Source organism: Rhodococcus sp. ACPA1, from assembly GCF_002300195.1.
GTDB lineage: Bacteria > Actinomycetota > Actinomycetes > Mycobacteriales > Mycobacteriaceae > Rhodococcus_F > Rhodococcus_F opacus.
The window spans coordinates 1,057,821-1,071,399 of sequence record NZ_NSDX01000003.1 but is presented as its reverse complement, the minus strand read 5'-3'; the positions used below and the strand labels follow the sequence as shown (position 1 = coordinate 1,071,399).

15 protein-coding genes are annotated in these 13,579 nt (G+C 68.3%); 4 read left to right on the top strand and 11 right to left on the bottom strand.

Annotation, left to right across the window (positions count from 1 at the left end; translation table 11 throughout):
- The first annotated feature begins 33 nt into the window (after nt 1–33).
- Both CJ177_RS15455 and CJ177_RS15450 read left to right on the top strand, forming a co-directional pair.
- Nucleotides 34–1,575 (top strand): bifunctional 3'-5' exonuclease/DNA polymerase, encoded by a 1,542-nt coding sequence (locus CJ177_RS15455; protein WP_095868057.1) that lies wholly within the window; start codon nt 34–36, stop codon nt 1,573–1,575.
- A gap of 83 nt (nt 1,576–1,658) precedes the next feature.
- Entirely contained in the window at nt 1,659–3,881 is a 2,223-nt protein-coding gene (locus tag CJ177_RS15450; RefSeq protein ID WP_095868056.1) for an MMPL family transporter, read from the top strand.
- Here the strand turns inward: CJ177_RS15450 and CJ177_RS15445 are convergent.
- The 6 genes from CJ177_RS15445 to CJ177_RS15420 are packed head-to-tail and all read right to left on the bottom strand — an operon-like array spanning nt 3,878 to nt 7,682.
- Entirely contained in the window at nt 3,878–4,723 is an 846-nt protein-coding gene (locus tag CJ177_RS15445) for a DNA-3-methyladenine glycosylase (RefSeq protein ID WP_095868055.1), read from the bottom strand. The two genes, CJ177_RS15450 and CJ177_RS15445, sit on opposite strands and share 4 nt — an antisense overlap.
- Entirely contained in the window at nt 4,720–5,376 is a 657-nt protein-coding gene (locus tag CJ177_RS15440) for an alpha-ketoglutarate-dependent dioxygenase AlkB (RefSeq protein ID WP_095868236.1), read from the bottom strand. The genes CJ177_RS15445 and CJ177_RS15440 overlap by 4 nt, the downstream gene beginning before the upstream one ends.
- A gap of 5 nt (nt 5,377–5,381) precedes the next feature.
- Nucleotides 5,382–6,092 carry a 2OG-Fe(II) oxygenase gene (locus CJ177_RS15435; protein WP_005251468.1) on the bottom strand — a complete coding sequence of 237 codons (711 nt, stop codon included), beginning with the start codon at nt 6,090–6,092 and terminating at the stop codon, nt 5,382–5,384.
- Nucleotides 6,089–6,691 (bottom strand): methylated-DNA--[protein]-cysteine S-methyltransferase, encoded by a 603-nt coding sequence (locus tag CJ177_RS15430; RefSeq protein WP_005251466.1) that lies wholly within the window; start codon nt 6,689–6,691, stop codon nt 6,089–6,091. The genes CJ177_RS15435 and CJ177_RS15430 overlap by 4 nt, the downstream gene beginning before the upstream one ends.
- Nucleotides 6,688–7,179, bottom strand: a complete 492-nt coding sequence (locus tag CJ177_RS15425) for an RNA polymerase sigma factor (RefSeq protein WP_095868054.1) — start codon at nt 7,177–7,179, stop codon at nt 6,688–6,690. The genes CJ177_RS15430 and CJ177_RS15425 overlap by 4 nt, the downstream gene beginning before the upstream one ends.
- The gene (locus CJ177_RS15420) at nt 7,176–7,682 is read right to left on the bottom strand and encodes a methylated-DNA--[protein]-cysteine S-methyltransferase (RefSeq protein ID WP_025433205.1); all 507 of its coding nucleotides are present in this window, start codon (nt 7,680–7,682) and stop codon (nt 7,176–7,178) included. Before CJ177_RS15420 ends, CJ177_RS15425 begins: the two co-directional genes overlap by 4 nt.
- A 94-nt stretch (nt 7,683–7,776) precedes the next feature.
- On the opposite strand from CJ177_RS15420, the gene CJ177_RS15415 reads away from it, so the two are divergent.
- Nucleotides 7,777–8,328 (top strand): ribulose 1,5-bisphosphate carboxylase large subunit, encoded by a 552-nt coding sequence (locus tag CJ177_RS15415; protein ID WP_095868053.1) that lies wholly within the window; start codon nt 7,777–7,779, stop codon nt 8,326–8,328.
- Here the strand turns inward: CJ177_RS15415 and CJ177_RS15410 are convergent.
- The 4 genes from CJ177_RS15410 to CJ177_RS15395 form a co-directional block, all read right to left on the bottom strand.
- Entirely contained in the window at nt 8,325–9,062 is a 738-nt protein-coding gene (locus tag CJ177_RS15410; RefSeq protein WP_005251458.1) for an SDR family oxidoreductase, read from the bottom strand. The genes CJ177_RS15415 and CJ177_RS15410 overlap by 4 nt on opposite strands.
- Nucleotides 9,059–10,084, bottom strand: coding sequence for a phosphotransferase family protein (locus tag CJ177_RS15405; RefSeq protein ID WP_005251453.1), 1,026 nt, complete (start codon nt 10,082–10,084; stop codon nt 9,059–9,061). The genes CJ177_RS15410 and CJ177_RS15405 overlap by 4 nt, the downstream gene beginning before the upstream one ends.
- Entirely contained in the window at nt 10,081–11,292 is a 1,212-nt protein-coding gene (locus CJ177_RS15400) for an acyl-CoA dehydrogenase family protein (RefSeq protein ID WP_005251452.1), read from the bottom strand. Before CJ177_RS15400 ends, CJ177_RS15405 begins: the two co-directional genes overlap by 4 nt.
- A gap of 99 nt (nt 11,293–11,391) precedes the next feature.
- Complete coding sequence (locus CJ177_RS15395; RefSeq protein WP_061042196.1) at nt 11,392–12,012, bottom strand: TetR/AcrR family transcriptional regulator; 621 nt, start codon at nt 12,010–12,012, stop codon at nt 11,392–11,394.
- Nucleotides 12,013–12,131: 119 nt separating this feature from the next.
- On the opposite strand from CJ177_RS15395, the gene CJ177_RS15390 reads away from it, so the two are divergent.
- Nucleotides 12,132–12,590: an SRPBCC family protein gene (locus CJ177_RS15390; RefSeq protein ID WP_005251449.1), complete on the top strand. Its 459-nt coding sequence runs from the start codon at nt 12,132–12,134 to the stop codon at nt 12,588–12,590.
- Here the strand turns inward: CJ177_RS15390 and CJ177_RS15385 are convergent.
- A complete protein-coding gene (locus CJ177_RS15385; RefSeq protein ID WP_061042197.1) occupies nt 12,587–13,576 on the bottom strand; it encodes an NADPH:quinone oxidoreductase family protein in 990 nt (329 codons plus the stop codon). The two genes, CJ177_RS15390 and CJ177_RS15385, sit on opposite strands and share 4 nt — an antisense overlap.
- Nucleotides 13,577–13,579: the final 3 nt, after the last annotated feature.

Below are 13,579 nucleotides of genomic sequence, written 5' to 3'. Positions count from 1 at the left end.
TCGACTGTCGGTGACGCAGAGCAGACTGGGCCCGTGAGAGTGCTCCTGGTTCCCGACGCCGACGGTGGCGCGACGACCGTTCGCACCGATCCCGTGGGCGTTCCGATCGAGTCGCCACGTCGTCACTCCGACGTCGTGGCCGCGGTCCGCGACATCGAGGCCACCGAACACCCTCGCTGGGTCTGGACGAGCACCGCGGCCGTCTATCCGGCGCTGCTGCGAGCCGGGGTGCGGGTGCGGCGCTGCCAGGACCTCGCACTCACCCACGCCATCCTCAGCATGCGCGACGGTGTACCCGCGCCACCGCCGGACGAACCCGTCGACGAACGCCCCGGCCTGTTCGAGACCGCACCCACCACGGATCCGGCGCAGGTGGTAGCGGACTTCGCGGAACAGCGGAAGACGATCGGTGACGACGCCCGGCTCGACCTTCTGGTGGCCGCCGAGTCCGCGGGAGCGCTGGCCGCCGCGGAGATGAGTTTCGACGGGCTCCCGTTCTCCACCCGCACCCATCGCGCGTTCCTCGAGGCCGCGCTCGGGCCGCGGCCGGCCGGGTACGACCCGCCGCAGCGCATCCAGGACGTGACCGTGGAGATCGGGTCGGCGTTCGGCCGTCGCATCAACCCGGCATCCCACGTGGAGGTCGTCGACGCGTTTCGCCGGGAGGGCATCGAACTCGCGTCGACCCGCAAACACCTGCTGCGCGAGGTCGATCACCCCGCCGTGCCGCTGCTCCTGCGCCACCGGGATCTGTCCAAGCTGTTCAGCACGAACGGCTGGCAGTGGCTGGAGAGTTGGGTCCGCGACGACCGGTTCCGGCCCGTGTACGTTCCCGGCGGCGTGGTGTCCGGCCGCTGGGCGAGCCGCGGCGGCGGCGCACTGCAGATTCCGAAACCGCTGCGGTCGAGCGTGATCGCCGACCCGGGTCACACGTTCGTCATCGCCGACGCCGGCCAACTCGAACCCCGCATCCTGGCCGCCATGTCGGGGGACGCCCGCATGGTCGCCGCCGCGGGCGCCGACGACCTGTACGCACCGGTCGCGGCGGAGACGTTCGACGGCGATCGAGGCAAGGCGAAGGTGGCGATCCTCGGTGTCCTGTATGGCGCCACTGCGGGCGAGGCCCGATCCCTGCTCACCCTGCTGCGCACCCGCTTTCCCGTCGCCGTCGAATATGTGGAAAGGGCGGCCCGCGCCGGTGAACGCGGCGAGGTCGTGCACTCGTGGCTCGGCCGGGCGTGCCCGCCGCCGTCCCCCGACTTCTGGTCCCACGGCGACGCGCGTTCCCGCGGCCGGTTCACCCGAAACTTCGTGGTGCAGGCCACGGCATCCGAGTGGGCACTGTGCGTGCTCGCCGACCTGCGGCGACGGCTGGCCGACGACCCGGACAGCGAACTCGTCTTCTTCCAGCACGACGAGGTGATGGTGCATACCCGGAACCCCGAGTCGGCGACGCGGCACGTTCTCGGCGCGGTCGAGGTAGCCACCCGGTTGCTGTTCGGCGAGACACGGGTGCGGTTTCCGATGGATGTGGCGGTGCGGGACTGCTACGCCGAAACCTCCGACGAGGCCTGACGCGCGCGGATTTCCGGTGTCGCCGGTGCGCTCGACATGGTGTACTGGGACGCATTGCTGGAGGGGGCGGCGAAGGAGAACCCATGACAAAGTTGGATTCGACGGACTCGAGCACGGGCGGCCGGATGCCGCGCAAATACCGCTGGCCTGCGTTCACCATCGTGGCCATCGCGATCATCGCTTTCTTCGCCGGCGCATTCGGGGGCTCCTTCCAGGGCAAGCTCACCGAGGTCCAGAAGAACGACAACGCCGCCTACCTGTCGAGTTCCGCCGAATCGACGATCGTCACCAACGAAGCGTCCAAGTTCCTCACCGTCGAGACCATCCCCGGTTTCGTGCTGTTCCACAGCGACTCCCCGCTCACCGAGCAGGACAAGGCTTCCGTCGCCCAGGCGCGTGACGCCATCGCGGCCGTCGACGGGGTCGACGCCGAAGGCATGTCCCAGCCACAGTTCTCCGAGGACGGCACCACGGCGTCGATCTTCGTTCCGCTCGTCGCGAAGGAGGACGGCACGGCCGTCGCGGGTGATGTGCTCGCCGCGACCGAGGAGAACGTCCTCACCGCCGCGAAGAACGCAGCCGCCGGACTCGAGGTCCTTCCGGCGGGCCCCGGTGGTCTCCTGGTGGCCTTCATCGACGCGTTCGCCGGACTCGACGGTGCACTGCTCGGCGCCGCACTGCTCGTGGTCGTCCTGATCCTGCTGGTCGTCTACCGCTCACCGGTGCTGTGGTTCTTCCCGCTCTTCTCGGCACTGCTCGCGCTCGGCCTGGCGTCGATGGTCATCTACTTCCTCGCCAAGGCCGAGGTGCTCACGCTCACCGGACAGAGTCAGGGCATCCTGTTCGTCCTCGTGATCGGTGCGGGCACCGACTATGCGCTCCTCCTGATCTCCCGATATCGGGAAGAACTGCACTTCTATCCCAGCCGGTTCGACGCCATGGTCAAGGCGTGGAAGGAATCCGCCCCCGCCATCACGGCGTCGGCGGTCACCGTCATCCTCGGTCTGCTGTGCCTGACGTTCTCCGAACTGAACTCCAACAAGAGCCTCGGGCCGGTCGCCGCGATCGGCATCGCGTGCACCTACCTCGTGATGATGACGTTCCTTCCCGTGGCGCTGTCCGCAGCGGGGCGGTGGGTGTTCTGGCCGCGGAAACCCAAGGTGGACGAGGCTGCCGACCTCACCACGCACGGTCTGTGGGGCAAGATCGCTACCCAGGTCGGAAGCAAGGACCGCCCCCTGTGGATCGGTACGACGGTGCTGCTTGCCGTGCTGTTCCTCGTCGGCATCGGCAGCCTGAAGACGGACGGGCTGTCGTCGTCGGAGAACTTCACCAACCGACCCGACGCCGTCGTCGGTCAGGAGTTGTACGACTCCAAGTTCGATCCGGGTGCCGGCGCGCCCGCCGTCATCGTCACCAACGCAGACCAGACGGACGCCGTCATCGCGGCCGTGAGCGGGGTGGACGGGGTGTCGACGGATCCCGGCGCGGTGTGCCCGCAGGTCGATGTGGAGAAGCTGTCTGCACTCGTCAAGTCCAACCCGGCCGCGGTGGCCTCGGCCGCCGGGCAGGGGTGTGCACCCGACTTCCTCACGGCCGCACCGATCGACGGGCGCATGGTCGTCAACGCGACACTCGCCGACTCGTACGATTCCCCGGAAGCCCTCGAGACGGTGAAACGACTGCGCGACGCGGCGCACGCCGTGCCCGGTGCCGATGCACTCGTCGGCGGCAGCACGGCAACCACTCTCGACGTGCAGACGGCGTCGGTGCACGACCGGAACCTGATCATCCCGATCGTTCTCGTCGTCATCTTCGTCGTGCTGTCCCTCCTGCTCCGCGCCCTGCTCACGCCGATCATCCTCATCGCGACCGTGGTCCTGTCGTTCGCGGCCACCCTCGGGGTGTGCGGACTCTTCTTCACCCACGTCTTCCATTTCGCGAACGCAGATCCGGCGTTCCCCCTGTTCGCGTTCGTGTTCCTCGTGGCGCTCGGCATCGACTACAACATCTTCCTGATGACCCGGGTCCGGGAGGAAACCGAGGAACACGGCACCAAATCCGGTGTGTTGCGCGGATTGGCGGTGACGGGTGGCGTCATCACCTCGGCCGGTGTCGTGCTGGCCGCGACGTTCGCGGTATTGGGCGTGCTGCCCCTGGTGTTCCTCGCCGAGGTCGGTTTCGCGGTCGCGTTCGGTGTGCTGCTCGACACCATCATCGTGCGCAGCATCCTCGTCCCGGCACTCTCCCACGACATCGGCAAGAAGATCTGGTGGCCGTCGGCGCTGGCGAAGGCCAAGGACTAATACGCTTCGTCCGTCCACAGGTGGAACAGCGCGTAGGCCCGCCACGGTCGCCACTGCTCGGCGAGTTCCGCTGCCTGCCTGCCGGTCCTGACCCCCAGCGCACGTTTGAGGACGAGGTCGTCGGGTGTGAACGCGTCCGGGTCGGCCAGCACCCGCACCGTCAGATAGTCCGCCGTCCACGGACCGATGCCGGGCAGCGCGAGCAGACCGGCCCGGAACTCGGCGGGGTCGGTATCCGCGCCGAGGCGCAGACCGTCGGACGCGGCCTCGGCCAGCGCGAGCACCGTCCTGGCCCGGGCGCCGGTGAGACCGAGGGTCGAGCGCAACTGTTCGGGTGAGAGCGCCGCCAGCGTCTCCGGTTCGGGAAACGCGAAGAATCCGTCATGGACGGGCCGACCATACGCGGACACGAGCCTGCTGCCGAACGTCCGGGCCGCCGCCAGCGAAACCTGTTGTCCGAGAACGGTCAGAACCGCCGTCTCGAACCCGTCCACGCTCCCCAGGCGCCGCAGACCCGGACGTAGCGCCACCAGCGGAGCCAGTTGCGGGTGACGGCTCAACGCGGTGTCGATCGGCAGCGGATCCGCGTCGAGGTCGAGCCAGCGCCGGACAGCGGCGGTCACAGCCTCGACGTCTCCCGGATCCGCCGGTGTCAGGTGCGCCTCGACGTACCCGGGACGGACGACGACGGACACCAGCGCGGGCCCGTGGGGACCGTTCACCACCCGGGTGTGGGTTCCGTCGGGGTCGTGTCGCTCGAGCCCGGACACGGTGTGGGCGCCGAGCGCGCCCCACAACGGCGCGTGGGTGAACGGACCCCGGTACGGCAGTTGCACTCTCATGCGTCCTCGAGTCCCGTCACCCGCAGCGTGATGTTCAATCTGCCTTTCGCCAGTCCGCAGTCCGGGTCGCTCGTGCCAGGAAACACTTTCGGCACTCCGTGGTACGCGAACCGGGACTCGCCACCGAACACGAAGAGGTCGCCCGACAGCAACTCGACGTCGGTGTACGGCTTCGTGCGGGTGGTGGTGTTGCCGAAGCGGAACGTGCACGTGTCGCCGATGCTCAACGACACGACGGCCGCATCGGACCGCTCCTCCTTGTCCTGGTGCATGCCCATCTTCGCGGTGTCGTCGTAGAAATTGATCAGCGCGGCATCGGGTATGTACCCGTCGGCGGGCTGCCCGTACGCCTCACTCACCGCCCGCCGGCCGAGTTCGACCAGCCAGTCGGGCACCGGCGCGACACGACCGCCGCCCGCGTCCTCGGCGGTGCGCGAGTAGGAATACGGCTTCCAGTGCCAGCCGAGACACACCGTCTGCACCGACATGCGGTGCCCCGTCGGCAGTTGCGCGGCCCGCATCGGGACCGGTGCGGTGGCCCAGCGCCGGCATTCGGCCACCAGGTGGCGCTGCTCCTCCGGCGTGAGCCAGTCGGGGACGTGGCCGGCGCCGGGCGCCACCACAGTTCGGGGCCGGGGTATCAACGCGGACATCACGGTCACTCGGCGTCGTGCAGGACCAGGCCGAGGGTCCGGCGGGTGCCGCGCCGAACGGTGCTGACACCGTGCCGTACCGGTCCCGTCGACCAACCGCGGGTCGAGCGCACGGGCCTGTCCCTGGTGGTGAAGATCAGCGCATGACCCTGCCGCAGCGTCGTCACCGTGCCCCGGGACTGGGCGCGGGGTCGCTGCTCGACGAGCATGAATTCCCCGCCCTCGTGGTCCACTCCCGGGCGGTCGAGACCGATCACCACCTGCAACGGGAACACCAGGTCACCGTAGAGGTCGCGGTGCAGAGCGTTCCAGTCGTTCGCGCGGTAGCTGAGCAGGATGGGTGTTGCGCGTTTCTGGCCGGCGTCGTGGCACATGTCCAGCCATTCGTCGAGGGTGTCCGGCCACGGCGAGGGCTGCCTCAGCTTGGCCGCCCAGTCCCGTGCCACGGGAAGCAGTTTCGGGTAGAAGGCCGCACGGAGTTCGGCCACGACCTCCGGTAGCGGGTAGTCGAAGTACCGGTACTGTCCCGAGCCGAAACGGTGCCGGGCCATGTCGACGGTGGACCGGAAACGCTCGACCTCCTCGTACATGTCCGCGATCTGACCGCACTCCTCGGCGGTCAGGATCTGCTCCGATTGCGCGCATCCCGCGGCATCGGTCTCGCCGTGGAGACCCTGCCAATCCAGGTCGTTCACGCGTTGCGTCAAGGTAGTCATGCCGCTGCCTCCAATGTCAGCAGAATCGACTTGGCTTCCGGCCCACCCGCGTACTGGCCCATGCTGCCGTCGCTGCGGACCACCCGGTGGCAGGGAATCACGACGGGGAGCGGGTTGAGGGCGCAGGCGGTTCCGACCGCGCGCACTGCCTTCGGGCTGCCCGCGGCCGCCGCGACCGCGGCGTAACTGGCGGTGTGTCCGTAGTCGATCTCGGGAAGATGGTGAAGTACCTCGAGCCGAAATCCCTTGGACAGCCTGAAGTCCAGCGGGACGTCGAAGCTCGTGCGCTCGCCGAGGAAGTATTCGTCGATCTCGTGGGCCACCTGGTCGAGCCGGGCCGGTGCGCGCAGGATCCGGGGGCTGATCTGCTCGGCGAGGGTCTGTAGTACGGCGTCGTGATCCTGGCTGGGGAAGGCGACCCGTACCAGCCCGCGATCGGTGGCGGCGAGGAGAAGCGAACCGACGGGGGTGTCGAGGGTCCGGTACGCGACGTCGAGGAGCCCTGCTTCGGCGGCGAGGGCGGCGAGCCGCTCACGCAGATTCTGCTCGACCGCAGAGTCCGACGTGGACAGGGCGTAGACGATGTCGGGGATGTTCATGTGATGTCTCCACTCACAGAGATCGAGAGGGTCTTGCGTAGCGCCGCAATCCCGTCGGCGGCGGCCCGTCGCGACGCGTCCGGGGAGTTGCCCAGGATCACCGCGATCTCGGCGTACGGCAGCCCGGCCAGGTAGTGATACGCCACCGCCGCCCGCTGCTTCATCGGCAGGGCGCCGACCGCGTTCCACAACTCGGGGTCGTGACCGCCGGGGAGTCCGCGGTCGGTGGTCTGCTCGGGAAGCTCGTCGGTGGGGACGGGCCGCCGGTCGCGCGCACGAATGTGGTCGAGCGCTTTCCGGTGCGCGATGGTCACCAGCCATGCCTCGACGTTGCTCCCGGGACGCAGGTCGGGGTACGCCCGCATCGCGGCGATAAAGGTCTCCGACCAGGCGTCCTCGGCGTCCACCGGACCGACCACGGCCCGACAGACACGCAGGACCGTCGGCCCGTGCTCGGCCACGATGACTTCGAACGGCTTCAGGGTCATCGGCTCAGCCGGAGTCCCGCCCGTTCCGCTTCGCGTTCGAGCAGGAACCGTTTGCGTTCGAGCCCGCCCGCATACCCCGTCAGGTTGCCGTTGCTCCCGATGACGCGGTGGCACGGGACGATGATGCTGATCGGATTTCTGCCGTTCGCCGCCGCCACCGCGCGAACCGCAGTCGGGGTGCCGAGGGAGTCGGCCAGCTGACCGTACGTCCACGTCTCGCCGTACGGGATGGTGCGCAGGGCGTCCCACACCCGTTGCTGGAAGGGCGTGCCCCGCGCGGCGAGCGGGACGGTGAAGTCGGTGCGCCTGCCGTCGAAGTATTCGGTGAGCTGGGTGACGGCCTCGTCGAAACCTGCGGTGTCGCGCTCCCCGAACGTCGCGGGATTCGGCTGATGCCGGTGTTCGACCATGTAGATGCCGCTCAGCACCCCGTCGACGCTCACCAGCGTCAGGGGGCCGATCGGTGAATCGATGACTGTGTGTGCTGCTCGGTCGGCATTCACGGTGCCAATCCTTCCAGGTGTACGGGCCTCTGAAAGGTAGACGTCTGCCACGACCGAAACGTGAGGTCCGGAATGCATCAGGCAGGATGGGCCGATGGCTCTCGTACAACTCGGCACCCGCGACCTGGTGCGTACCGTCACCGGGATCGCCCGGTGGTCGGCGGACACCGCTGAACTCGTCGTCTCCCTTCCCGGCCGGATCGGCACCCTCCTGGACCAGGTCGAGGTGCTGATTTCCCGCATCGAGGCAATCAGCGACGGCGCCGAGATCGCGGTGGCAAGGGCGAACGCGGTTGCGGAATCGGCGGCGACCGTGGTCGCCACGGCAGGGCACACATCCGCGTTGGCACAGACCCTGATCGGTCTGTACGAGCCGCTGGCGACGAAGGCCGCCCCACTGGCGCAGCGGTTCGTCGACGACCTCACCGAGGAGGAGATTCACGCCGCGATCGGGTTGGTGGACCACCTGCCCGAGCTGACCCTGCGCATGGAGGGTCTGATGCCGATCCTGGCGACCCTGGACACCGTGTCACCGGAGATCCATCAACTCCTCGAGGAGGTCCAGGGCGTGCGTCAGGCGATCCAGGGTGTTCCCGGTTTCAAGTTCTTCCGCAAGCGCGGCGAGGCCCAGGAGGACGACGACTAAGCGCGGTAGCCGTCCGTTCCGGCGCGTCCGACGACGATCTTCGGGACCACCGCACGCGACGACAGCCGCAGCAGGGCGTCGACGAGTTCGACGATGTCGTTGACCTCGATCATCGCCTCGGGCGGGATCGTGTCGTGGATCCACGCGGACATGTCGGTGTCGACGTACGCCGGGGCGAGCGCGGTCGCGGAGACTCCGTTGCCCGACTCCTCCACGTTCAGCGTCTCGGTCAGGGAGATCAGCGCGGCCTTGGTCGCCCCGTAGACGGCGAGCCCTGCCTCGGCGTACACGCCGGTGATCGATGCCAGGGCCACGACCTTGGACCCGCGTCCCGGGTTCTCCGCCGCACCGGTCCGGAGCAGCGGCAGCGACTGCTGCAGCAGGCTGAACGGCGCCCGCAGGTTGACTCCGAGGCTCTTGTCGAATCGGCGCATGGGGAACTCGCCGATGGGTCCCGCGGTTCCCACCCCGGCGTTGAGAACCAGCGCGTTCAGCGAACCGTAGGCATCGGTGTGCGCCTCGACGACGCGTCCGGCGGATTCCTCGTCGGCGAGGTCACCGGCGACGACGACGACGTCCTTCGCGCCCGCGGTCCGCAGGTCGGCGGCCACGGACTCGAGCCGATCACGATCGCGGGCGGTGATCGTCAGCCCGTATCCCTGTTCGGCGAGACGAGTGGCGATGCCGAGTCCGATGCCACGCGAGGCGCCGGTGATCAGTGCGGTGCGACTCATACGGTCTGTCCTTTCAGGGCGCGCAGGCCGGCCGCGACGAACTCGGGCACCGCGTCGCCTGCCTTGTCGAAACCCTCACCGACGGTGGCGCCGACACGGTAGCGGTGGTTGATGCCCTCGGCGATGACGGCGAGTTTGAAGTTCGCGAGCGCCAGGTAGAAGTTCCAGTGGACCAGTTCGCGCCCCGACGCCACGGTGTAGCGCTGCGCGAGATCGTCGGCCGACGGCAGTCGCGGGCTCGTCCAGGCCGCCGGTTCGCCGAGCACCAGGTCGAGAGCCGGATGCCGGTAGACGCACATCAGGGCGACGTCGGTGAGCGGGTCGCCGAGGGTCGACAGTTCCCAGTCGACGACCGCCGCAACGGTGCTCACGTCGCCGGCCGCGAGGATGGTGTTGTCGATGCGGTAGTCACCGTGCACGATCGACGACTCCGACTGCTGCGGAATCGATTCGACCAACGCGGCATGCAGGCGGTCGACGTCCGCGGAGTCCGTCGTCTTCACCCGCCCCCACTGGCTCGCCCACAACGTGACCTGCCGGGCCACGTACCCGTCCGGGCGGCCGAGCTCGCCCAGGCCGACGGCGTCGTAGTCGACGTTGTGCAAAGCGCCGAGCACGCGGACCAGTTCGTCGGTGCACGAGTCGATGTCGTCGTCGGACAGCGCCTCGAGATCCGACTTCGTCCGGATCACCCGGCCCGTCACGTGTTCCACCACGGTGAACGACGCGCCCATGACACTGTCGTCCTCGCACAACGCGACGGTGGCGGCCACCGGGACGTCGGTGCCCTGCAGCGCCGAGGTGATGCGGAACTCCCGGGCCACGTCGTGCGCCGAGGGTGTGAGCCCCGCGGTGGGCGGCCTTCGCAGCACCCACCGCGAGGAGTCGTCGAAGATGGCGTAGGTGAGGTTGGACTTGCCGCCCGAGATCAGGTCGGCCCGCAACTCACCGTCGAGAGGAACGTTCGACTCGGACAGGAACTTCCGAAGCGCAACGAGATCGAGTCCCCGATGTTCGGTCATGCGCCTGCCTCCCGCGCGGCCTTCTTCGCGGCACCGACGACACGCTTGGCGATGGCCCAGCGGTGCACCTCGGACGGTCCGTCGTAGACACGGAACGGTCGCACCTCGCGGGACAGCCTGGCGAGGGGCAGGTCACCGGACACGCCGAGACCGCCGCACATCTGAATGGAGCGGTCGACGATGCGGAAGATGGCCTCGGAGGCGTAGGTCTTGGCGATGGACGTGGAGTTGCTCGCGTGACCGCCCTGATCGAGTTCCCAGCATGCCCGCGTCAACAGTGCGCGGGTGGCGGCGATGTCGATCTCGTTGTCCGCGACCATCTTCTGGACCATGCCGAGATCGCCCAGCTTGCCTCCGAAACCCTCACGCTGCGCGACGTGTGCCACGGCGACGTCGTGGCCGCGCCGCGCCGCACCGAGCCAGCGCATGACGTGTGTCATCCGGGCGGGCCCGAGCCGGACCTGCGCGTAGGCGAATCCCTGGTCCACCTCGCCCAGCACCCCGCTGTCGGGGATGAACAGATCCTCGAAGAACACCTCGCAGTGCCCACCGATCATCGCCCGGTCGAGGGTGTCGATGTGACGACCGACCCTCAGCCCCTCGGCGTCGGCAGGAGTGAGGAACATCGTGGCGCCGCCGCGGTCGCCGGGCACGCCGGACGTGCGGGCGAAGATGATGAAGAACCCCGCGCCGTCGGCTCCGGTGATGAAGTATTTGTGGCCGTTGATCTTCCACCCGCCCGGTACCTTCTCGGCGCGCGTGGTCAGCGCCGAGGGGTCGGAGCCGGCTCCGGGCGACGGCTCGGTCATGGCGAACGCCGACCGCATGTCGCCGTGCGCCAGCGGGGCGAGGAACCGCTCCTTCTGCTCCGGGCTGGCGATGTGCGCGAGCATGTGGACGTTGCCCTCGTCGGGGGCACCGATGTTCAGGGCCGTCGGACCGAACAGCGAATAGCCCGCAGCCTCGAAGACGGGCGCGCGATCGGTCATGTTCAGGCCCTGACCGCCGTACTCGACGGGCGCGTGCGGGGCGAAGACCCCGGCGTCCTTGGCCGCCTTCTGCAGCTCCACGCGCAGGGTGTCGCCACCGGCCGCTGTGATGTCACCGCCGTGCTCGTCCTCGATGGGCAGCACGACTTCGCGGGTGAACGCCTCGGTCTTCTCGACGAGCGCGGTCACCTCGGGTGCGTAGGACAGATCGATCGCCACAACTACCTCCAGTCAATACGGCGACTCCAGTACCGACCGATCACTCGCTCGGTCGAAGTCGTCCCCGACAATTCCACACCTTCGAAAGCCGGTCAAGACTCAGTCGGACGCGCCGACCGTGCTCCTCGCGATCGCCAGGTACCGCTCGACCAGTTCGTCGGGCGACAGCGGCCCGTCCTCCCGGTACCAGGTGGACACCGCGACGCACATCGTGACGACGGCCCGGCTCGCGTCCTCCGGGAACGGCGTCCGGAACAGCCCGGCCGCCACCCCCTCGCGGACGATGTCGTCCAGCATCTCCTGCTGCTCGTCGCGCAGCGCGATGTACGCCTTCCGGCTCTCCGGTTCCATGCTCCGCGTCTCCCGGGACGCGACGAAGGCCTGTTCACGCCGGTACATGTGGAACCGCAGGAGCGACTCGATGACTGCGTCGAACCGCTCGCCCGGTGTCGGGCCCGCCTCGGCCACCGCCGCGTGAGTGCGATCGAGGAGTTCGCGCATCACCGCGTTCGTCAACCCCACCAGCAGCGCCTGCTTGGAGGGGTAATGGTGATAGAGACCGGGGACCGACAGACCGGCGCGTGACGCGATCTCACGGATCGACGCCCCGTCGTACCCCTTCTCGACGAACGCCGCCAGCGCCGCGGCCAGAACCTTGGACAAGCCCTGGTCGGTGTACTCACGCCAAGAACTGCCGCGCTGGGTGCCCTCTACCGTCATGGGTCCTACGGTAGAACAGATACCCGCCGCTCCCCTGCTGTGGTCGCGGGAGTTGACTAGAGTCGAACGAGGTCGCCCAGATCGACAGCCTTCTCCGACAGAGAGCCAGGGACCACCTGATGATCCACGTCCGTCACTCCGCGATCGCAGCCGTCCCCATCCACGTGGCGTTCGCGTACATCGATGATTACCGGACGGTCCCCGACTGGATGTTCGGAGTCTCGGAGTTCCGTCCGATCGGGGAATTCGACCAGGGCATGGAGTCGACCTTCGACGCCGCAATCCACATCGGTCCCAGCACCCTGCGATCGCGGCTCGAGGTCACCGAGTGGGAGCAGGACCGGGTCATCACCCTGGCGTCGCTCGACGGCGCCGCCAACTCCTCCACCTGGGAATTCACCGCTCACGGTGAAGACAAGACCGAGATCAGCGTGGACTTCGCGTACAAACTCCCCGGCGGCCTCACCGGCAAGGCCCTCGGACTCATCGTCGAACCGTTCGTCGAAACGGCCGTGAAGAACACCGAGGCGACCTTGCGGCACAACCTCGAGGAGCTGTACGCGAAGCGCAACCGCTAGCGTCCGGGCAGGAAAGCCAGCCGTCCGACTGTCGTCCCCTCGCCGAGCCGTGCGATGCCGTCCGCGACGTCGGTGAGCCCGAGCCGCTCGCTGATCATCGGCTTGATCTCGCCGACCGCGGCCATCCTCGTCAGCTCTTCGTGGCACTCCCGGATCGCAGCGGGGTTGTAGGCGTTGTACAACCCCCAGTGGAGCCCGATGATCGAGTAGTTCTTGATCAGCGCATGGTTCAGCCCGGGCGACGGGATGGTGCCGCTCGCGAACCCGATCACGATGATGCGACCCTCGAACGCGATGCACTTGGTCGATTTCGTGTAGGAGTCGCCGCCCACCGGATCGAACACGACGTCGGCACCACGGCCGTCCGTGAAGTCCTTCACGGCCTGCACGAAGTCCTCGCTGTGCCGGTCGATCACGAGGTCGGCACCGAGTTCCCGCGTGTAGGCCGCCTTCTCGGGCCCGCCGACGACGCCGATCACCTTCGCGCCCGCCGCCTTACCCAGTTGCACGGCCGCGCTGCCCACACCACCTGCCGCAGCCTGCACGAGCAGGGTTTCGCCGGGCTGGAGCTGCGTCCTGCGGTGCAGCGCAAACCATCCCGTCTGGTACCCGATCGACAGTGCCGACGCCTCGGCGTCGTCGAGGGCCTCCGGAGCGGGGAACGCGGTGGCCGAGGACATGACTGCCAACTCGGCGAACCCACCGTTCGGAAGACTCGGCATGCCGATCACCCGGTCGCCGACGGAGAACTCGGTGACACCCTCGCCCAGCCCCACCACCTCGCCGCACAGTTCCACACCGGGAGTGAACGGAAGCGGCGGCTTGATCTGGTACTCACCGCGACACAACAGCACGTCCGGGAAGTTGGCGGCGGCCGAGAGCACCTTGACCAGCAACTCGCCGGGCTTCGGTTCGAGGTCGGGGACGTCCTCGAACGTCAGAACGTCCCTCGGCTGCCCCAATTCGTGTACACGCCACGCCTTCATCGA